Genomic DNA, 23,114 nt, shown 5'->3' with positions numbered 1-23,114 from the left:
GCCTCGGCGACGAGCGCGCGATAGGCCGGCATGCCGGAAATGGTCGCCGTCTTCTCGAGCGCCGCGGGCGGCGCGAACTGACGGGTTTCGTGAAGAACCGATTCAATCGCAGACATCGACTACCCCTTGGTGAACATGAATCCTCTGCATGGCGGCGCGATCGTGCGCGCCGCGCGTCTTGGCCGGCGCCTGCGCGCCGCTGTCTCCCACCCACCCGCACGCGGCCGCGAAGGCCAGCGCACGATGCTGCACCGCACCACATCACGCGAACGCGACCTGCGGCCCGGCAGTTTCCACGATAAGCGCTCCAACTTACCCGTCACTTACGCGGCATGGCCGTTTCGTGCGCCGGGCGGCGCCGCATCGAGTCAGCTTTACGCTGTTACAACCGCGACCCTACAATCCTAACTGAACTCGCCTTCCGGATTCCAGCTTGAATCGCTACGCCCTCTTCCTCATCCTGTCGATGCTGTTCGTCGGCAGCAACGTCGGTATCGGTAAATCCATCGTTGCATTCGTCCCCGTCGCCATCCTCGCCACGCTGCGCTTCGTGATCGCGATCGCCGTGCTGTGGCCGCTGTTCAGCGTCGCGAAGATGCGCGCGGTCAAGCGCGGCGAATGGCTGAACCTGTTCCTGCAGGCCTTCTTCGGCACCTTCATGTTCACGCTGCTGATGCTCAACGGCGTGCAGCGCACGAGCGCGGTGGCCGCGGGCGTCATCACGAGCACGATCCCGGCGATCGTCGCGCTGTTCGCGTGGCTGATCCTGCGTGAAAAACCGAACGGCCGTGCGCTCGTGTCGATCGCGCTCGCGATCATCGGCGTCGTGACGATCAACCTCGCCAACGGCCGCGCGGCCGGGCACGGTGGGCAGGGCGACGCGTCCGGCTCGCTGACCGGCAACCTGCTGATCCTCGGCGCGGTGTGCTGCGAATCGATCTACGTGATCCTGTCGCGCCGGCTCACGCAAACGCTCGCACCGATCGACATCTGCGCCTATACCCACCTGTTCGGCCTGTTCCTGATGCTGCCGCTCGGTGCGACGGCGCTGTGGCACTTCGATTACGCGAGCGTGCCGGCCGGCACCTGGGCGCTCGTCGTCTGGTATGGGCTGTCGGCCAGCATCTTCTCGTTCTGGCTGTGGATGAAGGGCATCCGGCACGTGCCGGGCAGCCTCGCCGGTGTGTTCAGCGCGGTGCTGCCGATCGCCGCGGCCGCGTACGGCATCGCGTTCCTCGGCGAGCGCCCGACGCTCGCGCATGGTATCGCGCTCGCATGCGTCGTCGCCGGCATCGTGCTTGCGAGCCTGCGCGTGAAAAGCGTGCCGGCCGCCGCCTCCTGATCCGTCCCCGCCGAGCCGGCGCGTCGCTGCAGCCGCGTCGGCCGACGCGTTACAATAGCGCGCCTTTTCAAGATTACCCCCGATACCTGCGCACCGCGCCCGACCCTCCATCATGTCCGCCCCGCATTCGCCCGGCCGCCCCGCCCGTCGCCCGCTTCGCCCGCTTCCCGCGCTGATTTTCATGAGTCGCTGGCTCCAGGTTCCGCTTTACCTTGGCCTGATCGTCGCGCAGGCCGTCTACGTGTTCCTGTTCCTGAAGGAAGTCTGGCACCTGCTGTCGCATGCCACCGGCCTCGACGAAGTCAGCGTGATGCTCGCGGTGCTCGGGCTGATCGACGTGGTGATGATCTCGAACCTGCTGATCATGGTGATCGTCGGCGGGTATGAAACGTTCGTGTCGCGGCTCGGCATCGAGGGCCACCCCGACGAGCCCGAATGGCTCGACCACGTGAACGCGGGCGTGCTGAAAGTCAAGCTGTCGATGGCGCTGATCAGCATTTCGTCGATCCACCTGCTGAAGACCTTCATCAACCCCGACCAGCACACGACGCACGCGATCATGTGGCAGGTGATCATCCACGTGTCGTTCCTCGTGTCGGCGCTCGTGATGGCGTGGGTCGATCGCCTGACGACGCACACGCATCCGGCCCATTTCCACGAGACGCATGCGCCCGCAGCGTCCCGACCGGCGGCCTGAACCGTCGGCAAACCATTCCCCACTGTCCCCACAGAGTCTCAGCCATGACCGTCATCAAACAGGAAGACCTGATCCAGAGCATCGCGGATTCGCTGCAGTACATCAGCTACTACCACCCGCTCGACTACATCCAGGCCCTCGGCCGCGCGTACGAGCTGGAAGAGAGCCCGGCGGCGAAGGACGCGATCGCGCAGATCCTCACGAACAGCCGCATGTGCGCGGAAGGCAAGCGCCCGATCTGCCAGGACACCGGCATCGTCACGATCTTCGTGAAGGTCGGCATGGACGTGCGCTGGGACGGCGCGACGATGGGCCTCACCGACATGATCAACGAAGGCGTGCGCCGCGGTTACACGCACCCGGACAACGTGCTGCGCGCGTCGATCGTCAATCCGCCGGAAGGCGCCCGCAAGAACACGAAGGACAACACGCCGGCCGTGATCCACTACGAGATCGTGCCGGGCGACAAGGTCGACGTGCAGGTCGCGGCGAAGGGCGGCGGTTCGGAAAACAAGTCGAAGTTCGTGATGCTGAACCCGTCCGATTCGATCGTCGACTGGGTGCTGAAGACGGTCCCGACGATGGGCGCCGGCTGGTGCCCGCCCGGCATGCTCGGGATCGGCATCGGCGGCACCGCCGAGAAGGCGATGCTGATGGCGAAGGAATCGCTGATGGAGCCGATCGACATCCAGGAAATCATCGCGCGCGGCCCGAAGGACTGGGTCGAGGAATTGCGCGTGGAACTGCACGAGAAGGTCAACGCGCTCGGCATCGGCGCGCAGGGTCTGGGTGGCCTCGCGACCGTGCTCGACGTGAAGATCATGGCGGCGCCGACGCACGCGGCCTCGAAGCCGGTCGCGCTGATCCCGAACTGCGCGGCCACGCGCCACGCGCACTTCGTGCTCGACGGCTCGGGCCCGGCCAAGCTTGAAGCGCCGTCGCTCGACGCCTGGCCGAAGGTGCAGTGGGAGCCGAACACGGAAACCAGCAAGCGCGTCGACCTGAACACGCTGACGCCGGAAGAAGTCGCGAGCTGGGCGCCGGGCCAGACGCTGCTGCTGTCGGGCAAGATGCTCACCGGCCGCGACGCCGCGCACAAGCGCATCGCCGACATGCTCGCGAAGGGCGAGAAGCTGCCGGTCGACTTCACGAACCGCGTGATCTACTACGTCGGCCCGGTCGATCCGGTGCGCGACGAAGTGGTCGGCCCGGCCGGCCCGACGACGGCCACGCGCATGGACAAGTTCACCGAGACGATGCTCGCTCAGACGGGTCTGATCTCGATGGTCGGCAAGGCGGAGCGCGGCCCGGTCGCGATCGATGCGATCAAGAAGCACAAGGCGGCCTACCTGATGGCGGTCGGCGGCGCGGCCTATCTCGTGTCGAAGGCGATCCGCGGCGCGAAGGTGCTCGCGTTCGAAGATCTCGGCATGGAAGCGATCTACGAGTTCGACGTGCAGGACATGCCGGTGACGGTCGCCGTCGATTCGTCGGGCACGTCGGTACACCAGACGGGTCCGAAGGAATGGCAGGCGAAGATCGGCAAGATCCCGGTCGCGACCGCATAAGCGCGATCGAACGAAAGGCCGGATGGAAGTCCGGCCTTTTTACTTCTCATTCTCATTATTGTGCGCGGCCGGTTGTTCGAGGCTGAGTCTCATTACACGCAAAAGGCAGGCCCGACAAGGCTCCGAGGCTTGGCTTTTCCCGTTCGAGCGATTATCGTTCGGTTTCTGAAGCCCCACTGAACAAGGAACAGCCATGCAAGGCGACAAGAAAGTCATCGAATATCTGAACGCCCAACTGAAGAATGAACTCACGGCGATCAACCAGTACTTCCTGCATGCGCGCATGTACAAGCACTGGGGCCTCGACAAGCTCGGCAAGCACGAATACGACGAGTCGATCGGCGAAATGAAACACGCCGACTGGCTGATCGAGCGCGTGTTCATGCTCGACGGCCTGCCGAACCTGCAGGACCTGCACAAGCTGCTCGTCGGCGAGGAAACCGAAGAGATCCTGAAGTGCGACCTGAAGCTCGAGCAGATCTCGCAGTCCACCTGCAAGGAAGCGATCGCCTACTGCGAATCGGTTCGCGACTACGTGTCGCGCGAGATCTTCGAAAAGATTCTCGACGACACCGAAGAGCACATCGACTGGCTCGAAACGCAGATCGACCTGATCGGCAAGGTCGGCCTGCAGAACTATCAGCAAACGATGATGGGTTCGGCCGAGTAATCGCGCCACCCGCCGGCCCGCCACCCGCCCGACGATGACGAATCCGTCCGCCGCTACCGCGCCGCGCGCCGCCGCCCCGGTCGGCATCTTCGACTCGGGGCTCGGCGGCCTGTCGGTGCTGCGTGCTGTACGCGCGCATCTGCCCGACGAATCGTTCGTCTACGTCGCCGACTCGCATCACGCGCCGTATGGCCCGCGCGACGAGGCATTCATCACGGAACGCACGCTGGCGATCGGCGAGTGGCTCGCCCGCGAAGGCGCGAAAGCGCTCGTCATCGCGTGCAACACGGCAACGGCACGGGCGATCGCGGCCATTCGCGAACGCCTGTCGATCCCGCTCGTCGGCGTCGAGCCGGGCATCAAGCCGGCCGCCGCGCTCTCCGCGACCGGCGTCGCGGGCGTGCTCGCCACGCAATCGACGTTGAACAGCCCACGCTTCCAGGCGCTGCTCGACCGCTACGGCGCGGGCCGTCGCTTCATCTGCCAACCCGGCCACGGGCTCGTCGAGGCGATCGAACGCGGCGACACGAACTCGCCCGCGTTGCGCGCGTTGCTCGAGCGTTACATACAGCCGATGCTCGACGACGGCGCCGATACGCTGGTGCTCGGCTGTACGCACTACCCGTTCTTCACGGAAACCATTCGTGACATTGTTGGCGAGCGCCTGACGATCGTCGACACGAGCGATGCCATCGCCCGCCAGCTCGCGCGGGTGCTCGACGAACGCGGGCTGCGCGCGCCGGCCGGCACGCATGCCGCGCCGCCGCGCTTCTGCTCGACGAGCGACGGCCTGCAACTGCGCGCGCTCGCGTCGACGCTGCTCGGCCTCGATACGCCGGTCGAATCCGTCACCATTTCCTCGCCGAACGCGCGCGCCTGCACGACCGCCTGACGCGGGCCGGCACGCCGACCTCCCCGCAGGCTGCCCGGCCGCCCTCACCGATTCAAGGGTCCGATGACCTTAAAAAAAGCCCGACCCAGGCTTGTCAACGCCCGCAAAATTAATGATAATAATTCGCATTAACGTTAGCTATCGCAACTCATCATGATCGTCTGCGTGTGCAAGTCTGTTTCCGATCGCAAGATTCGCGCGTCCCTCGCCGAGGGCGTGAGTTCTTTCGACGAACTCCAGTTCGAGCTCGGCGTAGCCACGTGCTGCGGCAAGTGCGAGGAGTCCGTACGCGACCTCATGGCCGAGCAAGGCGTCTGCGCGGGCCGGTGCGGTGTCGAGCATCATGCGCATCCGATCCCGGTCACGTTCTACGACCGCAAGGCGGCCTGAGCGGCACCGAGTGTGCGCATGCGGCCCAGGCCGCATTTTTTGTTTTGACCGTCAGCAAGCCACCGTCTTCGCGAGCCAACGGCTTACTGCCAAGGAGCCTGTGATGGAATTGCTGATCGGATTCGTAACCACCGTTTGCATCTCGCTGCTGATCTTCCGCAAGTGATGCCGATTCACCCGCCGCGCCCCGGGTGCGACATCGTTCTTTCAAGCTAACATGCAGGCTTCGCATCTCGCTCCTGCCGGCGCCATGCCGGCTGCACCACGTATGAATCCCCGAGTGATCGTCGTCGCGGTCGGTGTGCTTGCCGCACACGCGGTCATGCTCGCGGCCGCGTGGCTCCATCGCAACCCGCCGCCGCCGAAATCGGTCGAGGTCCAGACGATCACCGCGCAGCTCATCACGCCTGCGCCGATCGCGCAGCAGGTCGCGGCCGAGTCGATCCCGCAGCCCGCGCCGCCGAAGCCCGTACCGCGCGTGAAGCCGAAGGTCGAACCAAAGCCGGTGCAGAAGGCGGCGAAGCCGACCCCGCAACCGGTCGCGCCGTCGCCGGCCCCGTCGCCCACGCCCGCGCCCGCCGCCGATCCGACACCTGCGCCCGCCGCGCCCGCTCCCGCGGCACCGGCCGCCGCGCCGGGCCCGGCGCGCGAAACGATGCAGGTCAGCGCGCCGAAGAACGTGCCGACGCTCCAATGCAACTTCGTGAAGCCCGACTATCCGTCGATGTCGCGCCGCCGCGGCGAATCGGGCACCGCCTATGTTCACTTCGTCGTCGGCGTGACCGGCAAGATCGAAAGCATCGATCTGCAGAAGAGCAGCGGCTATCCGCGCCTCGACGATGCCGCACTCGACGCGATGCGCTCGACCACCTGCCGTCCGTATATCGAGAACGGCCAGGCGATCCGCGCCGCCCGCACACAGCCCTACAGCTTCGGGCTCACCGACTAACCTGCCTCATCCGGAAGATTCAAAGGAAACAAAAATGCAAAGCTACGGTATCGCGCACGTCTGGGCGCAAGGTGATTTCGTCACGCGCGCCATTGCGATCACGCTGCTCGTGATGTCGGTCCTGTCGTGGATCGTGATCGTCGTCAAAGGCTGGAACGTGATCCGCCTGAACCGCCTCACGAAGAATGCCGAACAGGCATTCTGGCATTCCGACAATTTCGACGACGGCATCAAGAAGCTCGGCCTCGCCGCATCGACGCCGAACGACAACCCGTTCCTCGCGCTCGCGCTGTCGGGCAAGGAAGCCGCCGACCACCACCATCAGACGCAACCGCACCTGCACGATCGCATGGACGTATCCGACTGGGTCACGCGCTGCCTGAAGGACACGATGGACGAAGGCATTTCGCGCATGCAGAGCGGCCTCGCGATCCTCGCATCGGTCGGCAGCACGGCGCCGTTCGTCGGTCTGTTCGGCACGGTCTGGGGCATCTACCACGCGCTGCTCGCAATCGGCGCCACCGGGCAGACGTCGATCGACCAGGTCGCGGGCCCCGTCGGCGAATCGCTGATCATGACGGCCTTCGGCCTGTTCGTCGCGATTCCCGCGGTGCTCGGCTACAACGCGCTGACCCGTGCGAACAAGGGCGTCGTCAGCAAGCTGCGCCGCTTTGCGCACGGCCTGCACGCGTACTTCGTGACGGGCGCGAGCCTCGCGTCGTCGTCGACGCGCGACGGCCTGCGTCTCGCATCGCGCGCCGCCAGCTGAGACGAGGTGATCCATGGCCATGAACACCGGTTTCAGCGACGATGACGACGATGCCGTGATGAGCGAGATCAACATGACGCCGCTCGTCGACGTCATGCTCGTACTCCTCATCATTTTTCTCGTGACGATCCCGGCGATGCAGCATGCGGTGAAGATCGACCTGCCGCACGCCAGCAGCCAGCCCGTCGACGAAAAGCCTCAGACCGTCGACGTCGCGATTCAGGGCGACGGCACGATCCTGTGGGACGACCACACGGTCACGCGCGAACAGCTTCAGGCACGCATCGCGGAAGCCGCGAAACGCACGCCGCAGCCGGAATTGCACCTGCGCGCGGACCGCAAGGTCGCGTACGAGCACGTCGCGGAAGTGATGTCGGATGCGCAGGCAGGCGGCTTGACGAAGCTGGGCTTCGTGACGGAGCCCGGCGCAAAAGCGAAGTAACGTGCGCACGTCCCGTCGTCGCCGGTAGCCACGGCGCACCTAGCCGGGCGTCCCTGACCGGGCGTCCCTAGCCGCGCGCCCCTAACCGGGCGTCCCCAAAGTAAAAGGCCTTCATCGCCAGATGAAGGCCTTTTTTCATGCGCACGCGGGCGCCTTCGGGCGGCGGGCTCTTTGGCGGTATCGGTTGCGCCTCGAGCAACGCAAATGCGACTTTGCCGTGGTCTGCACGGACTGCGCGTTCTGCCCTATCTGGCTCGCAATATATGCGGCCACCTGATTCCGCTCAGAACTTCCTTCGCGAAATGGGATTTCAATATAGGCCCGCCCGCGCGCGCATTCAAGGTTCCGGCGATTGAAACTTGCGATTGCAGGCGACGCTTCAATGACAAAACAAATTTGCGTCGTGGCGGACGGCGTGTTCAGGTCGCCGAAACATCGGCCGCCGCTTCCTTCTTCGCGCGCTCCGGGCAACCCGGCTCCTTGTACGCGCCATGGTCGAGCTTCTCGACCAGGTAATCGACGAACGCACGTACCGCGGGCGGCATCCCCTGACGCGATACGAACACCGCATACAGCTGCGGCACCGGCAGCGTCCAGCCGGGCATCACGGGCGACAGTTGCCCCGCGCGCAGCGCGTTGCCGTACATCATCTCCGGCAGCGCCGCGATGCCGAGGCCATCGAGCACGGCCTCGCGGATCGTCATCAGGTCGGCCGTCACGAGCCGCGGATCATGCTCGTGAACGTGGCGCGTTCCGTCCGGCGCGATCAGGTTGAATACGTGCCGGCCGTCGACGCTCGGCGTATCGAGCGTCTCGAAGCCGGTCAGGTCGTCCGGCGCCAGCGGCGGCGCATTCTGGCTCAGCAGGCTCGGCGCCCCGACCAGCATCTGCTCGGTGCGCCACAGCGGCCGCACGACGATGTTGGCGTTCTGCGGCGGCTCCGAGCGCACGCGCAACGCGACGTCGATCGAATCCTCGAACAGGTCGATCACGCGATTCGTCACGCGCACATGCACCTTCACCTCGGGATAGCGGCGCAGGAATTCGGGCAGGATGCGCGACAGCATCGTCTGCGACAGCGTCACCGGCACGCTGACGCGCACCGAGCCGCGCGGCGACGCGCGCAACTGCTGCACCGCGTTCATCGCGGCCCTCGCTTCGGCAAGCATCGCCTGACAATGCTGGTAGAACAGCTCCCCCGCCTCGGTCAGTGCAAGCTTGCGCGTCGAACGCTGCAGCAGGCGCACGCCGAGCGCCGCCTCGAGCTCGGTCAGGCGCCGCGACAGACGCGATTTCGAGATGCCCAGCACGCGCTCGGCGGCCGAGAAGCCGCCATGTTCGACGACCTGCGAGAAGTACATCAGGTCGTTCAGGTTATGTGCATCGATATTCATCTCATCGTTCCAATTTCAGAACAATCCATTGCGAACCGCCGCGAATCGAACGGTAAAACGCCCAATATAATAGCGCTATGTTTCAAAAATGACGCTATTCCGATGATTTCGAGGGCTTCCCATGACCACCGCTCGCTCGCTTGATCGCACCTACTCCGCGCTTCGCACCACCGAAGGCGGCGGTTTCGTGGTTCACCGCCCGTTCCCGACGCGGCTGCTGATGGATTTCGATCCGTTCCTGCTGCTCGATGAAATGGGCCCCGTCGACTACGCCCCCGGTGAAGCCGTGGGTGCGCCCGATCATCCGCATCGTGGCTTCGAAACCGTGACCTACGCGCTCGACGGACGCTTCCGCCATCGCGACTCGTCCGGCCATGCCGGCACACTCGGCCCCGGCGACGTGCAGTGGATGACGGCCGGCGCCGGCGTCGTGCACAGCGAGATGCCGGACCCGGCGTTCGCTCAGGCAGGCGGGCGCTCCCACGGCTTCCAGCTGTGGGTCAACCTGCCGCGCCGCGACAAAATGATCGCGCCGCGTTACCAGGAGATCCCGGCTGCCCGCATTCCGACCGCGACGTCGCCGGACGGCCGCGCGCGCGTGCGCGTCATCGCCGGCGAAGCATTCGGCGTACGGGCCGCGATCGAGACGCGCACGCCGATCCTCTATCAGCACTTCACGCTGGAGCCCGGCGCGGCGGTCACCCAGCCCGTACCGGCCGGTTATCGCGTGTTTGCCTATCCCATCGACGGAACGGGCCTCTACGGGCCTGACAGGCAGGCTGTCGACGCGCGACACATGATCGTCTACGGCGACGACGGCGACACCGTCACGTTCGCTGCCGGCGACACGTCGCTCGACCTGCTGCTGATCGGCGGTGTGCCGCTCAACGAGCCGATCGTCCGTTACGGCCCGTTCGTGATGAATACCGAGGAAGAGATCCGGCAGGCTGTCGTCGACTACCAGACCGGTCGCATGGGGCGCATCGAAACGTAAATCGGATCGGGGCGCAGGTGCCGCGAAGCCGGTGGTTTTGCGTCACAATAAGTTTTTGAACCATGTGGCCGCGCGCCCGCCAGAAGGAACCCGTCACCTTGAACTTCGAACATCTGATCCAGATCAACTCCGACGATCCGGCCGTGACGCCCCTCACCCGCGACCAGCTCTGGGAAGGTCTCGTGCTGCGTGCGGAACAGCCGCAACTGTTCGTGATCGGCCTCGACAGCTGCACCATTCACGAACGGACGGACACGACGCTCGAACGCGAACTGCATTACGGCCACGCGACCGTGCGCGACCACGTGACGTTCACGCCGAACCAGCAGGTCCGCTACGACATCCGCGCGGCCGACGGCGAGATCGGCGGCTCGCTGACGATGACGATCGAGGAGCGCGACGACCACGAGCTGTTCCTGCGTTTCGAGTACCGCACGACGCTGACGGTCACGGACGACAGCGAAGAAGCGCGACAGACGCACGGGATCGTCAAGGAGGCGTACCGCACGTCGGATATCGACACCGTGCGCCTGATCCGCGAATACGCGCAGGGTCGCAAGGATCCCGATCCGCTGCACTGAACCGCGTGGCGGCCTGCGGGCCGCCCTTTTTGATTCAAGCTATCAGCGCCGGCATTTCGATCGATAAAGAGTTTTTGTAAATGGGAATAGTTATCATTTAGAATTCATTCCATCGTATCGACAGTCACCGATCAAACCGAATGACCGACACCATGCGCCCGACCACGCTGACCCTGCGCCGCACCACCAGCACAGCAGCCAGCAGCCGTCAAAAGACGGCAGCGGTCACCACGCCGGCGAAACCCGCCGGCCACCGCGATGCAGGCACGCGGGTCGTCAACAGCGATGCGCTGCTGCAAGGCCAAAGCCACGTCAGCATCGCGCATAACGGAGAGACTTATCAGTTGCGCGCCACGCGGCTCGGCAAACTGATCCTGACGAAGTAACGACCGAGTATTGTGGGGACCACCTCCCTGAGAGGTGTTGGGCAGTAGCCAGCGGAACGGCTTGCACGCGAGATCTAGACCCCTTCGTGCAAACACACTCAAGCAGCCGTTGCAGCAAGCCAAGCCACTTTTTTGGTTCTCGCACAAGGAAGAAAAAAAGCGACGCGTCGAAGGACGTGTCGCTTTTCTGTTTGGGCAGCCAATGCGCGAAGCGCGCCCCCCCGGGTGTCGTTGTTGCCGTCAGTGCGCGACAGCGAGAAGCGGCATGTCCGCCGCTTCAGAACCCCCAGAACATCAACCACCATGCGCTGTCGACGACGGCCAGCCCGACGGCGAACCACGCGAATGCCGCGAGCCGGCGCGGCCACGCCGCATAGCGCCCCGTCACCTTCCATGCGAGCCACGCACTCCATACGTTGGCGCCGACCAGAATCGCGATGCGCACATCGGTTGCCCAGCCGAGCGGCACATGCTCGGCGCGCAGCAACGACAGCGTCGTGGCCGACAGGCCGAGGAACACGCCCGCGCCGGCGATCGGGATCAGCGCCTGCGCCAGGTGATGCAGGCGCACGCGATCGAAGCGGCCGAGCATCAGCGTGGCGCCGGCCAGCAACACCAGCAGCGCCGTGCCGTACACGAGCCCCGTGCCGACGATGTAGCTGACGACCAGCCCGCCATCGAGCCAGGAGAACACGTCGTTGCGATCCGGATAGTGCGTGAGCAGGAACCACGGCGCATTGGTCTCGAGCGGCCACGTGATGTCGTGGTCGATCAGCCAGCCCGCGAGCCATTGCTTGATCTGCACGAACCAGGGGCTGACGGTCCAGTGGAACGCGCCGATCGCCACGCCGAGCAGGCCGTACAGGATCAGCGCGGTGTCCCACGGATTGGCCTGTTCCGCACCGAGATTCACGACTTCGTCGGACGGCGAACGCAGCGACAGCGAAATCGCGTCGCGGTGCCCGCTGCAGCGGCCGCACATATGGCAGGCCGCCGCGCCCTTCATGTTGCGCAACGGCACGAGCGGCGCGCAGTTGATCGGAATCACGCGATGGCCGTGCTCGCCGTTCTTGTACGAACGGCGCCACGCCTCCTCGTCGACCTTGTAGCGCATCGGCGCGAGCCGTGCGAGCAGCCCGAACACGCCGTTGACCGGACACAGATACTTGCACCACACGCGTTTCTCGCGGCCGTACAGCAGGCCGATCACGATCGCACCGACGGTCGAGCCGCCGAGCACGAACAGCACCGCGAGCGGGTACTGGTACACGCTCACCATCTGCCCGTAGATCGTCGTGATGCCGAACGCGACGAACGGCCAGCCGCCCCATCGGATCCAGCGCGGAATCGGGCCGCCGCGGCCGAACTTGCTTGCGTATTCGGTGAGCGCGCCCTCCGGGCACAGCACACCGCACCAGACACGGCCGAGCATCACCATCGACAGCAGCACGAACGGCCACCAGATGCCCCAGAACGCGAACTGCGCGATGAGCGTGAGGTTGTTCCACAGGTGCGCGGAATCGTCCGGCAGCGGCAACACCGCCGGTACGATGATCAGGAACGCGTAGACGGCGACGACGATCCACTGGATACCGCGGATCAGCGCACCGTGGCGCTGCATCCACTGGCCGGCCTGCGCGAGCAGGCCCGGCTTGACGGCGGCGACAACGCTCATGCCGCGCGACCCGCTGCAACGGCCGGGCGGCGGCTCGCGCGCTTCATCAGCAGCCAGACCACCGCCCAGTACACCGCATACGCCACCAGGTTGGTCAGCGCCGGGTGCGCGCGATAGCCCGTCAGCGTCGCGACGAGCGAACCGAACGTGCCCGAATCATCGAGGATCGCGGACGTATCCCACACCTGCGAGATGCCGAGCGGCAGGATTTCCTTGTCGATCAGCTTGTCGACGCCGGTCTGGAACAGGCCCGCGCCGAGAAACAGCAGCATCACCTCGGTGACGCGGAAGAAATGCCGCCACGAGAAATACTTGCCGCCGAGCTGCAGCAGATAGAACGTGAGGAATGCGAGGCCGAGACCGATCACGACCGCGAGCATCTGGCTGCCGTCGACGTGGCCCGACTGGCCGAAACCGAGGCCGTACAGGAAGATCACCGTCTCGCTGCCTTCGCGTGCGATCGCGAGCGCGACCAGCACGGCGACGCCCCACCAGTTCGAGTCGCGCGTGCTTTGCTGCAGCGACTGCTCCATGTCGCGCTTCAGCGTGCGGCCGTGCCGGCGCATCCACAGCACCATCTGCACGATCAGCACACACGCGATCAGCACCATCGCCGTCTGGAAATAGTCCTGCGCGTCGCCGGACAACACTTCGGTAAACCCGACCAGCGCGGCGCCGAGGCCGACGGCCATCAGCAGACCGACGCCCACGCCGGCCCAGAGGAAAGGCAGGCCGCGGCGAGCGTCGTCGTCGCCGTTTTTCAGCCATGCATAGAGAATGCCGACGACGAGCAGCGCTTCGACGCTCTCCCGCCAGACGATGAACAAGATCTGACCCATCGATACCTCCTGACGCGCGGGGCGAGGGACTGGTACGCCCGCGCGCAGATAAAACGCGTTACTTCGCGACGATCACGCCCTGTGCCTGCTGGTGAAAATCGTCGAAAAACTTGTATTCGCCCGGCGACAGCGGGGCGACGACCACGAATGAATCGGCGCCCGGCGCAAGCACCTTCTCCTTGCGTAACTGCACGCTCTCGAATTCGGCGGCGCCCTTGCCGGTGTTCCTGATCTCGATCTTGAAACGCTGGCCGGCCGGCACTTCGATGCGGGCGGGATTCAGCTTGCCATCCGTCATCTCGAGCTTGAACGTCGGCAGATCGGCCGCATGCGCCGCGCCGGCAAGCCACAGCGCAGCGGCTGCGGCAACGATTTTCTGGGGAATTTTCATTCTGGGTTCTCTACGCCGACGGCGCGCCGAAGCGCGCCGTTCGTGATGCCACCGATCAGTAACCGCCCTTCTTGCCGATACCGGCGAACGGGAAGTCGTACTCGAGCGTGATGGGCTTGAACCACGGGCCCACGCCCGTTTCCTTGTCGACGTGGCGACCGAACGCCATGTGACCCGACTGCATCGGCGGCTTGACGACCATCGTCAGGTGATACTTGCCCGGGCCGGCGAGCTTCACGTTGTCGCCGTAGTGCGGGCCGTCGCTCGCGACCATGCCCATCAGGTCGCCCTCGGCCTTCCACTTCGTGTCGCCCTGCTTCGTCAGCTTGTACGTGACCTGCAGGTACGGCATCCAGTCGCCTTCCGCGAAACCGGTGGGGTTGTTCTTGACCGCATGGATGTCGGCCTCGAGGTGGATGTCGGAATCCGACGCCTTGCGCATCATGCCTTCCGGGTCCATCGTGATCGGCTGCAGATACACCGCGCCGATTTCCATGCCGCCCTGGATCTGCTGCTTGCCGATCGGATACTCGGCCGCCGAGGCCGACATCGCGGCCAGCGCCGCCGCTACCGCAACCGTCGTGCGGATGAACGAAGAACCCAACATGGACACTCCTTGTTATTTGTCTGACTATCTTGACGACATGCGAGCCGCCGCCGGGGCCGCCCGCTGGAAACACTAACGCGACGAAGAACGTTAATGCGAACTATTCTCAATACATGGGGAGTTTAGCACCGAACCCGTTTCGGAACAAACGGAGAGCGCTGTAAACCCCTGATACGACAAGGCTTACAGGCGCTTTACCAAAAGGATTCAGTGACGCTTGGAAAGATTTACCGGCCGCCGCTGATGTGGTCGCCGACGTTCGCGCCGAACACGCGTTCACGCAGCACGGCAAGCTGGTCGCGGGTCGCGGCGGCCTTCTCGAATTCGAGGTTCTTCGCGTAGTCGGCCATCTGCTTCTCGAGACGCTTGATTTCCTTCGCGAGTTGCTTTTCCGACATGTCCTCGAATTTCGCGCGCTGCTGCGCCTCCTTCAGCTCCGCGCGCGCGTCGTCGGCGTTGTAGACGCCGTCGATGATGTCCTTGATGCGCTTCACGACGCCGCGCGGCGTGATGCCCATCTTTTCGTTGTGGGCGATCTGCTTCGCGCGGCGCCGCTCGGTTTCGCCGATCGCGCGCTTCATCGACTCGGTCATGTTGTCCGCGTAGAGGATCGCCTTGCCGTTCACGTTCCGCGCGGCGCGGCCGATCGTCTGGATCAGCGAGCGCTCGGCGCGCAGGAAGCCTTCCTTGTCCGCGTCGAGGATCGCGACGAGCGACACTTCGGGAATGTCGAGGCCCTCGCGCAGCAGGTTGATCCCGACCAGCACGTCGAAGGTGCCGAGCCGCAGGTCGCGGATGATCTCGACGCGCTCGACCGTATCGATGTCGCTGTGCAGATAACGCACCTTGACGCCATGGTCGGCCAGGAACTCGGTCAGCTGTTCGGCCATGCGCTTCGTCAGCACGGTGATCAGCACGCGCTCGCCGGCCTTCACGCGCGCGTTGATCTCGGTCAGCACGTCGTCGACCTGCGAGCTCGCCGGCCGCACTTCGATTTCCGGATCGACGAGGCCCGTCGGTCGCACGACCTGCTCGGCGATCTGCCCCGTCACGCGTTTCTCGTAATCGGCCGGCGTGGCCGACACGAATACGACCTGGCGCATCTTGCGCTCGAACTCGGGGAACTTCAGCGGCCGGTTGTCGAGCGCCGACGGCAGGCGGAACCCGTAATTGACGAGGTTTTCCTTGCGCGCGCGGTCGCCGTTGTACATGCCGTTCAGCTGGCCGATCAGCACGTGCGACTCATCGAGCAGCATCAGCGCATCGGGCGGCAGGTAGTCGACGAGCGTCGGCGGCGGATCGCCGGGCGCCGCGCCCGAGAAATGCCGCGAATAGTTCTCGATGCCCTTGCAGAAGCCGAGCTCCTGCAGCATCTCGAGATCGAAGCGCGTGCGCTGCTCGAGGCGCTGCGCCTCGACGAGCTTGCCGTCGCGATGGAAGAACTCGAGCCGTTCGCGCAATTCGTCCTTGATCGTCTCGACCGCGCGCATCACGGTGTCGCGCGGCGTCACGTAGTGCGACGACGGATACACGGTGAAACGAGGGATCTTCTGCCGCACGCGCCCGGTGAGCGGGTCGAACAGCTGCAGCGTCTCGACTTCGTCGTCGAACAGCTCGACTCGCACGGCCATTTCCGCGTGTTCGGCCGGGAAGATGTCGATCGTGTCGCCGCGCACGCGGAACGTGCCGCGCTGGAAATCCTGCTCGTTGCGCGTGTATTGCATCGCGATCAGCCGCGCGATCACGTCGCGCTGGCCGAGCTTGTCGCCGGCGCGCAGCGTCAGGATCATCTGGTGGTACTCGGACGGATTGCCGATACCGTAGATCGCCGACACCGTCGCGACGATCACCACGTCGCGACGCTCCATCAGGCTCTTCGTCGCCGACAGCCGCATCTGCTCGATGTGCTCGTTGATCGACGAGTCCTTCTCGATGAACAGGTCGCGCTGCGGCACGTAGGCCTCGGGCTGGTAGTAGTCGTAGTACGAGACGAAGTACTCGACCGCGTTGCGCGGGAAGAACTCGCGGAACTCCGCGTAAAGCTGGGCCGCGAGCGTCTTGTTCGGCGCGAACACGATCGCCGGGCGGCCGAGCCGCGCGATCGTGTTGGCCATCGTGAAGGTCTTGCCCGAACCGGTCACGCCGAGCAGCGTCTGGAAGGCAAGGCCGTCGCCGACACCTTCGACGAGCGTGTCGATCGCGGTCGGCTGGTCGCCCGCGGGCGGATAGGGCTGGTAAAGCTGGAACGGCGACCCTTCGAAAGTGACGAATTTGGATTCGTCGAGCGCGTCGCCGACTTCGGCATGATGTTCGGACATGGAGTGCGGCCGGAGCAAGGGCAAAGAAAGCATTCTAGCGCTTCGCGGCCGCGCGAACTGCTGTCGGCTCCTGACGCGCGACGGCCGCCCGAATTCACGATTCGCCGCCCCGATCGCGACGGAATCACCGCCCCCGCCAGCGCGAATTCGCTACAATATCAGGCTGCTGCGCTTTCCGGCGTCGCCCCGTCGGCGCGTTCCACGACGCCCGTCCCGCCGGCTGAAAGCCTGACCCTCTTTTCACTACTGCCGAATCATCATGTCGCTCTTCTCCGCTGTCCAGCTTGCTCCCCGCGACCCGATCCTGGGCCTGAACGAAGCCTTCAACGCCGATGCGCGTCCGACCAAGGTCAACCTCGGCGTCGGCGTGTACACGAACGAAGACGGCAAGATTCCGCTGCTGCGCGCGGTTCGCGACGCGGAGAAGGCGCGTGTCGAGGCCGGCCTGCCGCGCGGTTACCTGCCGATCGACGGGATTGCCGCCTACGATGCGGCCGTGCAGAAGCTGCTGCTCGGCAACGACTCGCCGCTGATCGCGGCGGGCCGCGTGGTCACGGCCCAGGCACTGGGCGGCACGGGCGCGCTGAAGATCGGCGCCGATTTCCTGCGCACCGTGAATCCGAACGTGAAGGTCGCGATCAGCGATCCGAGCTGGGAAAACCACCGCGCGCTGTTCGAAGCGGCCGGCTTCGAGGTCGTCGCATATCCGTACTACGACGCGGCCACCAACGGCGTGAATTTCGAAGGCATGCTGTCGGCGCTGAACAGCTACGCGGCCGGCACGGTCGTCGTGCTGCATGCGTGCTGCCACAATCCGACCGGCGTGGACCTGACCGAAGCGCAGTGGCAACAGGTCGTCGACGTCGTGAAGGCGCGCAACCTCGTGCCGTTCCTCGACATGGCCTACCAGGGCTTCGGCGAGAACATCGAAGCCGATGCCGCCGCCGTGCGCCTGTTTGCCGCAGCCGACCTGAACGCGTTCGTGTCGTCGTCGTTCTCGAAGTCGTTCTCGCTGTACGGCGAGCGCGTCGGCGCGCTGTCGATCATCACCTCGAGCAAGGAAGAGGCCACGCGCGTGCTGTCGCAACTGAAGCGCGTGATCCGCACGAACTACTCGAACCCGCCGACCCACGGCGGCGCGGTGGTCGCAGCGGTGCTCGCGTCGCCGGAACTGCATGCTGCGTGGGTGCAGGAACTCGGCGAAATGCGCGACCGCATCCGCGCGATGCGTAACGGTCTCGTCGAGCGCCTGAAGGCGAGCGGGGTCGATCGCGATTTCAGCTTCATCAACGCGCAGCGCGGGATGTTCTCGTATTCGGGCCTGACCTCGGCACAAGTCGATCGCCTGCGCGACGAGTTCGGCATCTATGCGGTCGGCACGGGTCGTATCTGCGTCGCCGCGCTGAACACGCGCAACCTCGACGCGGTCGCCAATGCGGTCGCAGCGGTCCTGAAGTAAAGCCGCGCCGGACGGCAGCCGTCACCGGCCCCGCCCTGCCGACATGAAAAACGCGCTCCATGGAGCGCGTTTTTTTGCCGCTCGGCGCGGCGGGCGGCCGCACCGCCCGCCCCCGCCTTACTGCATGAACCATCCGTGGCTGACGACCACCGACTGGCCCGTGAGCGCGGCGCTCGGGAATGCCGACAGGAACAGCACCGTCTGCGCGACGTCCTGCACCGTCGTGAACACGCCGTCGACCGTGTTGCCGAGCATCACCTTCTTGATCACTTCCTCTTCGCTGATCCCGAGCTCCTTCGCCTGCTCCGGAATCTGCTTGTCGACCAGCGGCGTGCGCACGAAGCCCGGACACACCACGTGCGAGCGCACGTTGTGCTTCGCGCCTTCCTTCGCCAGCACGCGCGCCAGGCCCAGCAGCCCGTGCTTGGCCGTCACGTACGCCGACTTCAGCGGCGACGCTTCGTGCGAATGCACCGAACCCATGTAGATCACGACGCCGCCGCGATCGTCCTTGTACATGTGCTTGAGCGCGGCCTTCGTCGTCAGGAACGCGCCGTCCACGTGGATCGCCTGCATCTTCTTCCAGTCGGAGAACGAATAGTTCTCGATCGGGTTGACGATCTGGATACCGGCGTTCGACACGAGGATGTCGACCGAGCCGAACGCTTCGGCCACCTTGTCGATGCCGCTGTTCACGGCCTCCTCGCTGGTCACGTCCATCGCGACGCCGATCGCCTTGCCGCCGGCCTTGTTGATCTCGTCGGCGACCGCGTTCGCGCCGTCCTGGTTCAGGTCGGCGATCGCGACGGCCGCGCCTGCCTTGGCCAGCTCCAGCGCGATTTCCTTGCCGATGCCGCTCGCGGCGCCCGTGACGACTGCGGTCTTGCCGCTCAGATCTGCTGCCATGTCCGTCTCCTCCCGTTATCGGATCGATAAAACACGCGCCCGCCGCATCCGCGCTCGTCGCGAAATCGTATCGGCGTGCCAGCCGCCATTGTGCACGATCGGCCCCGCCGTTCGCGTGCAAAACGTCTAAGCTTAAGGTCGATTCCGTTCAGCAGGAGATTCTCATGCACTATCGACGGCTAGGCCGCTCCGGCCTGCAGATCAGCGAACTTTCCCTCGGGTCGTGGGTGACCTACGGCAACCAGGTCGACCAGCGGGTCGCGCGCGAATGCCTCGCCGCGGCCCGCGATGCGGGCGTCAATTTCTTCGACAACGCCGAAGTCTATGCCGGCGGCAAATCCGAGGAGATCATGGGCCACGCGCTCAAATCGCTCGACTGGCCGCGCGTCAGCTATATCGTGTCCACGAAGTTCTTCTGGGGGCTCGCGGAAGCTCCGAACCAGTATCACACGCTGAACCGCAAATACCTGATGAACGCGATCGACGGCTCGCTGCGACGGCTGCAGCTCGACTATGTCGACCTCGTCTATTGCCATCGCCCCGATCCGCATACGCCGATCGAGGAAACCGTCTGGGCGATGAGCGACATGATCGTGCGCGGCAAGGCGCTGTACTGGGGCACGTCGGAATGGAGCGCCGACGAGATCCGCGCGGCATGCGAGATCGCCGAGCGGCATCATCTGCACAAGCCGGTCGTCGAACAGCCGCAGTACAACCTGTTCCACCGCACCCGGGTCGAACAGGAATATGCGCGGCTCTACGACGATTACGGTCTCGGCCTCACGACCTGGAGCCCGCTGGCGTCGGGCCTGCTCACCGGCAAATACCGCAACGGCGTGCCGGCCGGCAGCCGCGCGCAGTTGCAAGGCTACGACTGGATGCGCGAACGCCTGACCGATCCGGCCGCCAACGACATCGTCGAACGGCTCGGCGAGATCGCCGCCGAACTCGGCTGCAGCACCGGCCAATTGGCAATCGCATGGGTGCTCGCGAATCCACGCGTGAGTTCGGTCATCACCGGCGCATCGCGAATCGACCAGATCGGCGACAACATGCGCGCGCTCGACGTGGCCGCGAAGCTGACGCCGGATGTGAAGCAACGCATCGAGGCAGTGGTCGGCGACGCATACGAGTAAGGCGGCGCGCGGCCACTCGCGTACAATACGCGGCCGCATCGGCGCCCGGCCAACGGCCGCGTACGAGCAACCGCTTTCATCGATTCACCTTTCGTTTCAGGCAGCCCGCCATGCTCAGTTATCGTCACGGTTTTCACGCAGGCAACCACGCGGACGTGCTCAAGCACGCCGTCGTCGTCCAGCTGCTGCGCTACCTGAACAACAAAGATAAATCGTACTGGTACATCGATACGCACGCAGGCGCCGGCGTGTATTCGCTGCGCGACGGTTATGCAGCGAAGACGTCGGAATTCGATACCGGCATCGGCCGGCTGTGGAACGAAAAGAACCTGCCGGAGGCGCTGGGCGACTATGTGGATGAAGTCCGCGCGCTGAACGACGACGGCGAACTGCACTTCTACCCGGGCTCCCCGTACATCGCGTGGCGGTCGATGCGCGAGCAGGATCGTATGCGCCTGTTCGAAATGCACACGACGGAAATCGATGTGCTGCGCCACAATTTCCGCGACGCGGGGCGACGCGCGATGATCTTCGCCGGCGACGGCTTCGAAGGTATCAAGGCGCTGCTGCCGCCGCCGCCGCGACGTGCACTCGTACTGATCGATCCGTCCTACGAGGACAAGAAGGATTACGCGCGCGTGGTGAGCTGCCTGACGGAATGCCTGAAGCGTTTCGCGACCGGCTGCTATGCAATCTGGTACCCGCAGGTCACGCGGCTGGAATCGCAGCGCTTTCCCGAACAGCTGAAGCGCCTGCAACCGAACAACTGGCTGCACCTGACGCTGACGGTATCGAATCCGCCGACCGACGGGCTGGGCCTCTACGGCAGCGGGATGTTCATCCTGAATCCTCCGTATACGCTCGCCCAGAGCATGAAGGAGGTGTTGCCGTACCTGGTGGAGAAGCTGGGACAGGACGGCGGCGCCCGCTATCAAATCGAGCACCGCGGAAACTGATCGGGAGACGGGTCGTTACGGCTGGGGTCTCGGCGCGAGCCTCGGCTGGTTGGCCGGCTGCCCGCCCCAGGCCGGAACATTGATATACGGCGCGACGAACAGCGGAACCGACGTGTTCGGCGCCTGCCCGGCCGGAGCCCGCATGCCCGCAGGCTCGACGATCGGCTCCGGGGACAACGGCGCCGTCTGCAACATCAATCCGCCCTTGCCGTCCTGGATACCGCGCTGCGTATCGAGAACGAGCGGCCTGGACGACGTCGCGGCAGCGGCCGCGAGGGCATGAACGAGCACGGCGGCGCCCAGAACGAGACGCGCGCGGGTATTGCGACGCACATCGACACGCAAACGCATGATCGTGTCCTTCAGGATGAAAAGCAGGTCCATACCATAGCGCTGCACCGACGATTTCGCCAGATCCGGCGCACAAAAAAACAAAGCCCCGTCAATACGGGGCTTGCTTATCGTTCGGTGCCGCTCGGCACCTGACGGTGACTCCGATTACAGCGAGTAGCCGTTGGTTTCGAGCGAGCGGATGCGGCTCTCGAGCTGGACGATGTCCGACGACGTGGCGAGGTAAGCCTCACGGCGCTCACGTTCTGCGGATTCGAACCAGTTGCTCAGCTTTTCGACGATGTAGGCGATCATGACGTTCTCCAAGGAAGAGGGACCCCTGGTGAATCGAGATTCAGGGATTTCCCGTATAGGGTTATCCCGAATTATAGCGACGCCGCACCAAGATGCTAGTGAAAAACTTGCATGGAAACCATTCCAATTCGGAATGGAAGCGATCGGATTTCCTCTACCCTATTGATTTTTAACGATATTGAGTCGAAGCTCGTTTTGGGGCCCGAGGGCACGCACTAATTTGGTTCACCGACGGGATCGGCCAGACGCGCCAAAATCGGGCATTCAGGGCGGCCATCACCATGGCAGTGCGCGGCCAGATCGGCCAGCGTGTCGCGCATGTCGCTCAGCTCCGCGATGCGTTTGTCGAGTTCGGCCACGTGCTCGAGCGCGATCGATTTCACTTCGGCGCTGGCGCGCGAGCGATCCTGCCAGAGCATCAGCAACTTGCGAATATCCTCGACGAGAAAGCCAAGCCGTCGCGCCTGACGGATGAACCGCAGGATATGGATTTCGTCCGCGCCGTAGATCCGGTAGCCGGCATCGGTACGCTTGCTCGGCGCAAGAAGGCCGACCTGTTCGTAGTACCGGATCATTTTCGCGCTGACTCCGGATTCGCGCGATGCATCGCCGATATTCATTCCCCCGCCCTCTTCATCAAGCTCTGGTTTCGAACACGAATGTCGACGGATCCCCTCGTCGACGACACTTCGATCGTATCAAATCGCGGAGCTTCGTTCCGGGGGAAGGCTTGGCGGCAGGGATGCAGATGAGGGATCTGGCGCGCACGTTGTAGGGTTACGAGGAATGGGCGCGCTTCGCCGTGCTTTTTAGGTGCCGAAATGCAAAAACCCCCGCCTTGTCGGGCGGGGGTTTCTGGCTTAGGGAGCCTGACGATTACCTACTTTCACACGGGAATCCGCACTATCATCGGCGTAGAGTCGTTTCACGGTCCTGTTCGGGATGGGAAGGGGTGGGACCGACTCGCTATGGTCATCAGGCAAAGGGGGTTGTTCTGCTGGCGTGGCCAACAGAACCAATCTGGGAAGAAGCAGTAATTTTGAGTTGTGAGCTGTATCTCACACGTACGCGGTACTTCAACCGTCGTACGTCGAGTGCCTTGCACTCG

26 protein-coding genes, 1 rRNA gene and 1 pseudogene are annotated in these 23,114 nt (G+C 64.6%); 16 read left to right on the top strand and 12 right to left on the bottom strand.

The window, feature by feature from the left end; all coding sequences use genetic code 11:
* A pseudogene (locus HWX09_RS33190) lies at positions 1–116 on the bottom strand (AMP-dependent synthetase); the annotation flags it as partial.
* Positions 117–135: 19 nt separating this feature from the next.
* On the opposite strand from HWX09_RS33190, the gene HWX09_RS33480 reads away from it, so the two are divergent.
* From HWX09_RS33480 to HWX09_RS33145, 10 genes are all read left to right on the top strand, one after another.
* Positions 136–408 (top strand): hypothetical protein, encoded by a 273-nt coding sequence (locus HWX09_RS33480; protein ID WP_155257372.1) that lies wholly within the window; start codon positions 136–138, stop codon positions 406–408.
* A gap of 25 nt (positions 409–433) precedes the next feature.
* The gene (locus tag HWX09_RS33185) at positions 434–1,342 is read left to right on the top strand and encodes a DMT family transporter (RefSeq protein ID WP_027784941.1); all 909 of its coding nucleotides are present in this window, start codon (positions 434–436) and stop codon (positions 1,340–1,342) included.
* A gap of 112 nt (positions 1,343–1,454) precedes the next feature.
* Positions 1,455–2,039 carry a TIGR00645 family protein gene (locus HWX09_RS33180; protein ID WP_027784942.1) on the top strand — a complete coding sequence of 195 codons (585 nt, stop codon included), beginning with the start codon at positions 1,455–1,457 and terminating at the stop codon, positions 2,037–2,039.
* A gap of 44 nt (positions 2,040–2,083) precedes the next feature.
* Entirely contained in the window at positions 2,084–3,607 is a 1,524-nt protein-coding gene (locus HWX09_RS33175) for a fumarate hydratase (RefSeq protein ID WP_006762441.1), read from the top strand.
* A gap of 193 nt (positions 3,608–3,800) precedes the next feature.
* Positions 3,801–4,277 (top strand): bacterioferritin, encoded by a 477-nt coding sequence (gene bfr / locus HWX09_RS33170; RefSeq protein WP_006478315.1) that lies wholly within the window; start codon positions 3,801–3,803, stop codon positions 4,275–4,277.
* 34 nt (positions 4,278–4,311) lie between these two features.
* The gene (gene murI / locus HWX09_RS33165) at positions 4,312–5,169 is read left to right on the top strand and encodes a glutamate racemase (protein WP_027784943.1); all 858 of its coding nucleotides are present in this window, start codon (positions 4,312–4,314) and stop codon (positions 5,167–5,169) included.
* A gap of 153 nt (positions 5,170–5,322) precedes the next feature.
* Positions 5,323–5,559: a (2Fe-2S)-binding protein gene (locus HWX09_RS33160; protein WP_027784944.1), complete on the top strand. Its 237-nt coding sequence runs from the start codon at positions 5,323–5,325 to the stop codon at positions 5,557–5,559.
* Between the two features lie 217 nt (positions 5,560–5,776).
* Complete coding sequence (locus HWX09_RS33155; protein ID WP_027784945.1) at positions 5,777–6,508, top strand: energy transducer TonB; 732 nt, start codon at positions 5,777–5,779, stop codon at positions 6,506–6,508.
* A 34-nt stretch (positions 6,509–6,542) separates the two neighbouring features.
* Positions 6,543–7,277, top strand: a complete 735-nt coding sequence (locus HWX09_RS33150; RefSeq protein WP_027784946.1) for a MotA/TolQ/ExbB proton channel family protein — start codon at positions 6,543–6,545, stop codon at positions 7,275–7,277.
* Positions 7,278–7,290: 13 nt separating this feature from the next.
* On the top strand, positions 7,291–7,719 hold the full coding sequence (locus HWX09_RS33145) for a biopolymer transporter ExbD (RefSeq protein ID WP_006478310.1): 429 nt from the start codon (positions 7,291–7,293) through the stop codon (positions 7,717–7,719).
* A gap of 419 nt (positions 7,720–8,138) precedes the next feature.
* Here HWX09_RS33145 and HWX09_RS33140 read toward each other — a convergent pair whose 3' ends face one another.
* Positions 8,139–9,113, bottom strand: coding sequence for a LysR substrate-binding domain-containing protein (locus HWX09_RS33140; RefSeq protein ID WP_027784947.1), 975 nt, complete (start codon positions 9,111–9,113; stop codon positions 8,139–8,141).
* Positions 9,114–9,234: 121 nt separating this feature from the next.
* Here HWX09_RS33140 and HWX09_RS33135 point away from each other — a divergent pair, with 121 nt between their 5' ends.
* The 3 genes from HWX09_RS33135 (at position 9,235) to HWX09_RS33125 (ending at position 11,074) form a co-directional block, all read left to right on the top strand.
* Positions 9,235–10,107: a pirin family protein gene (locus tag HWX09_RS33135; protein ID WP_027784948.1), complete on the top strand. Its 873-nt coding sequence runs from the start codon at positions 9,235–9,237 to the stop codon at positions 10,105–10,107.
* A 98-nt stretch (positions 10,108–10,205) separates the two neighbouring features.
* Positions 10,206–10,688 (top strand): SRPBCC family protein, encoded by a 483-nt coding sequence (locus tag HWX09_RS33130; RefSeq protein WP_027784949.1) that lies wholly within the window; start codon positions 10,206–10,208, stop codon positions 10,686–10,688.
* A gap of 140 nt (positions 10,689–10,828) precedes the next feature.
* On the top strand, positions 10,829–11,074 hold the full coding sequence (locus tag HWX09_RS33125; protein ID WP_027784950.1) for a hemin uptake protein HemP: 246 nt from the start codon (positions 10,829–10,831) through the stop codon (positions 11,072–11,074).
* 277 nt (positions 11,075–11,351) lie between these two features.
* Here the strand turns inward: HWX09_RS33125 and HWX09_RS33120 are convergent, their stop codons facing one another.
* The 5 genes from HWX09_RS33120 to uvrB all read right to left on the bottom strand — a co-directional run bounded on the left by HWX09_RS33120 (position 11,352) and on the right by uvrB (position 16,904).
* A complete protein-coding gene (locus HWX09_RS33120; protein ID WP_027784951.1) occupies positions 11,352–12,749 on the bottom strand; it encodes a 4Fe-4S binding protein in 1,398 nt (465 codons plus the stop codon).
* Positions 12,746–13,588, bottom strand: a complete 843-nt coding sequence (locus tag HWX09_RS33115) for an FTR1 family protein (RefSeq protein ID WP_027784952.1) — start codon at positions 13,586–13,588, stop codon at positions 12,746–12,748. The genes HWX09_RS33120 and HWX09_RS33115 overlap by 4 nt, the downstream gene beginning before the upstream one ends.
* Positions 13,589–13,646: 58 nt before the next feature.
* Positions 13,647–13,979 carry a cupredoxin domain-containing protein gene (locus tag HWX09_RS33110; RefSeq protein WP_006478303.1) on the bottom strand — a complete coding sequence of 111 codons (333 nt, stop codon included), beginning with the start codon at positions 13,977–13,979 and terminating at the stop codon, positions 13,647–13,649.
* Between the two features lie 55 nt (positions 13,980–14,034).
* The gene (locus HWX09_RS33105; protein WP_006483880.1) at positions 14,035–14,586 is read right to left on the bottom strand and encodes an iron transporter; all 552 of its coding nucleotides are present in this window, start codon (positions 14,584–14,586) and stop codon (positions 14,035–14,037) included.
* 227 nt (positions 14,587–14,813) lie between these two features.
* Positions 14,814–16,904: an excinuclease ABC subunit UvrB gene (gene uvrB, locus HWX09_RS33100; protein ID WP_027784953.1), complete on the bottom strand. Its 2,091-nt coding sequence runs from the start codon at positions 16,902–16,904 to the stop codon at positions 14,814–14,816.
* 259 nt (positions 16,905–17,163) lie between these two features.
* Here uvrB and HWX09_RS33095 point away from each other — a divergent pair, with 259 nt between their 5' ends.
* Entirely contained in the window at positions 17,164–18,363 is a 1,200-nt protein-coding gene (locus tag HWX09_RS33095; RefSeq protein WP_027784954.1) for an amino acid aminotransferase, read from the top strand.
* Between the two features lie 117 nt (positions 18,364–18,480).
* On the opposite strand, the gene HWX09_RS33090 is transcribed toward HWX09_RS33095, so the two are convergent.
* Positions 18,481–19,269, bottom strand: coding sequence for a 3-hydroxybutyrate dehydrogenase (locus tag HWX09_RS33090; RefSeq protein ID WP_027784955.1), 789 nt, complete (start codon positions 19,267–19,269; stop codon positions 18,481–18,483).
* Positions 19,270–19,433: 164 nt separating this feature from the next.
* On the opposite strand from HWX09_RS33090, the gene HWX09_RS33085 reads away from it, so the two are divergent.
* Positions 19,434–20,405, top strand: coding sequence for an aldo/keto reductase (locus HWX09_RS33085; RefSeq protein ID WP_027784956.1), 972 nt, complete (start codon positions 19,434–19,436; stop codon positions 20,403–20,405).
* Positions 20,406–20,515: 110 nt separating this feature from the next.
* On the top strand, positions 20,516–21,361 hold the full coding sequence (gene rlmJ / locus HWX09_RS33080; RefSeq protein ID WP_027784957.1) for a 23S rRNA (adenine(2030)-N(6))-methyltransferase RlmJ: 846 nt from the start codon (positions 20,516–20,518) through the stop codon (positions 21,359–21,361).
* Between the two features lie 15 nt (positions 21,362–21,376).
* Here rlmJ and HWX09_RS33075 read toward each other — a convergent pair whose 3' ends face one another.
* From HWX09_RS33075 to rrf, 4 genes are all read right to left on the bottom strand, one after another.
* Positions 21,377–21,745 carry a hypothetical protein gene (locus HWX09_RS33075; protein WP_027784958.1) on the bottom strand — a complete coding sequence of 123 codons (369 nt, stop codon included), beginning with the start codon at positions 21,743–21,745 and terminating at the stop codon, positions 21,377–21,379.
* A gap of 114 nt (positions 21,746–21,859) precedes the next feature.
* On the bottom strand, positions 21,860–22,006 hold the full coding sequence (locus tag HWX09_RS33070) for a DUF3563 family protein (RefSeq protein WP_006478295.1): 147 nt from the start codon (positions 22,004–22,006) through the stop codon (positions 21,860–21,862).
* A 215-nt stretch (positions 22,007–22,221) separates the two neighbouring features.
* The gene (gene cueR / locus HWX09_RS33065; protein ID WP_027784959.1) at positions 22,222–22,626 is read right to left on the bottom strand and encodes a Cu(I)-responsive transcriptional regulator; all 405 of its coding nucleotides are present in this window, start codon (positions 22,624–22,626) and stop codon (positions 22,222–22,224) included.
* A gap of 247 nt (positions 22,627–22,873) precedes the next feature.
* Positions 22,874–22,986 (bottom strand): 5S ribosomal RNA (gene rrf, locus HWX09_RS33060).
* Positions 22,987–23,114: the final 128 nt, after the last annotated feature.

It is taken from the genome of Burkholderia sp. BCC1208 (genome assembly GCF_902833095.1).
Lineage (GTDB): Bacteria > Pseudomonadota > Gammaproteobacteria > Burkholderiales > Burkholderiaceae > Burkholderia.
The sequence above is the reverse complement of the archived record's forward strand: the minus strand, read 5'-3'. Positions and strand labels throughout refer to the sequence as shown.

Bases quoted from the DNA above. Each gene is read 5' to 3' on its own strand.
- HWX09_RS33120 (WP_027784951.1), bottom strand. From the start codon at position 12,749: ATGAGCGTTGTCGCCGCCGTCAAGCCGGGCCTGCTCGCGCAGGCCGGC.
- rlmJ (WP_027784957.1), top strand. From the start codon at position 20,516: ATGCTCAGTTATCGTCACGGTTTTCACGCAGGCAACCACGCGGACGTG.
- HWX09_RS33480 (WP_155257372.1), top strand. From the start codon at position 136: ATGAATCCTCTGCATGGCGGCGCGATCGTGCGCGCCGCGCGTCTTGGC.
- HWX09_RS33110 (WP_006478303.1), bottom strand. From the start codon at position 13,979: ATGAAAATTCCCCAGAAAATCGTTGCCGCAGCCGCTGCGCTGTGGCTT.
- HWX09_RS33075 (WP_027784958.1), bottom strand. From the start codon at position 21,745: ATGGACCTGCTTTTCATCCTGAAGGACACGATCATGCGTTTGCGTGTC.
- HWX09_RS33135 (WP_027784948.1), top strand. From the start codon at position 9,235: ATGACCACCGCTCGCTCGCTTGATCGCACCTACTCCGCGCTTCGCACC.
- HWX09_RS33070 (WP_006478295.1), bottom strand. From the start codon at position 22,006: ATGATCGCCTACATCGTCGAAAAGCTGAGCAACTGGTTCGAATCCGCA.
- HWX09_RS33180 (WP_027784942.1), top strand. From the start codon at position 1,455: ATGTCCGCCCCGCATTCGCCCGGCCGCCCCGCCCGTCGCCCGCTTCGC.
- HWX09_RS33095 (WP_027784954.1), top strand. From the start codon at position 17,164: ATGTCGCTCTTCTCCGCTGTCCAGCTTGCTCCCCGCGACCCGATCCTG.
- HWX09_RS33150 (WP_027784946.1), top strand. From the start codon at position 6,543: ATGCAAAGCTACGGTATCGCGCACGTCTGGGCGCAAGGTGATTTCGTC.
- uvrB (WP_027784953.1), bottom strand. From the start codon at position 16,904: ATGTCCGAACATCATGCCGAAGTCGGCGACGCGCTCGACGAATCCAAA.
- HWX09_RS33090 (WP_027784955.1), bottom strand. From the start codon at position 19,269: ATGGCAGCAGATCTGAGCGGCAAGACCGCAGTCGTCACGGGCGCCGCG.
- HWX09_RS33105 (WP_006483880.1), bottom strand. From the start codon at position 14,586: ATGTTGGGTTCTTCGTTCATCCGCACGACGGTTGCGGTAGCGGCGGCG.
- HWX09_RS33155 (WP_027784945.1), top strand. From the start codon at position 5,777: ATGCAGGCTTCGCATCTCGCTCCTGCCGGCGCCATGCCGGCTGCACCA.
- murI (WP_027784943.1), top strand. From the start codon at position 4,312: ATGACGAATCCGTCCGCCGCTACCGCGCCGCGCGCCGCCGCCCCGGTC.
- HWX09_RS33140 (WP_027784947.1), bottom strand. From the start codon at position 9,113: ATGAATATCGATGCACATAACCTGAACGACCTGATGTACTTCTCGCAG.
- HWX09_RS33145 (WP_006478310.1), top strand. From the start codon at position 7,291: ATGGCCATGAACACCGGTTTCAGCGACGATGACGACGATGCCGTGATG.
- cueR (WP_027784959.1), bottom strand. From the start codon at position 22,626: ATGAATATCGGCGATGCATCGCGCGAATCCGGAGTCAGCGCGAAAATG.
- HWX09_RS33175 (WP_006762441.1), top strand. From the start codon at position 2,084: ATGACCGTCATCAAACAGGAAGACCTGATCCAGAGCATCGCGGATTCG.
- HWX09_RS33115 (WP_027784952.1), bottom strand. From the start codon at position 13,588: ATGGGTCAGATCTTGTTCATCGTCTGGCGGGAGAGCGTCGAAGCGCTG.
- HWX09_RS33085 (WP_027784956.1), top strand. From the start codon at position 19,434: ATGCACTATCGACGGCTAGGCCGCTCCGGCCTGCAGATCAGCGAACTT.
- HWX09_RS33125 (WP_027784950.1), top strand. From the start codon at position 10,829: ATGACCGACACCATGCGCCCGACCACGCTGACCCTGCGCCGCACCACC.
- HWX09_RS33160 (WP_027784944.1), top strand. From the start codon at position 5,323: ATGATCGTCTGCGTGTGCAAGTCTGTTTCCGATCGCAAGATTCGCGCG.
- bfr (WP_006478315.1), top strand. From the start codon at position 3,801: ATGCAAGGCGACAAGAAAGTCATCGAATATCTGAACGCCCAACTGAAG.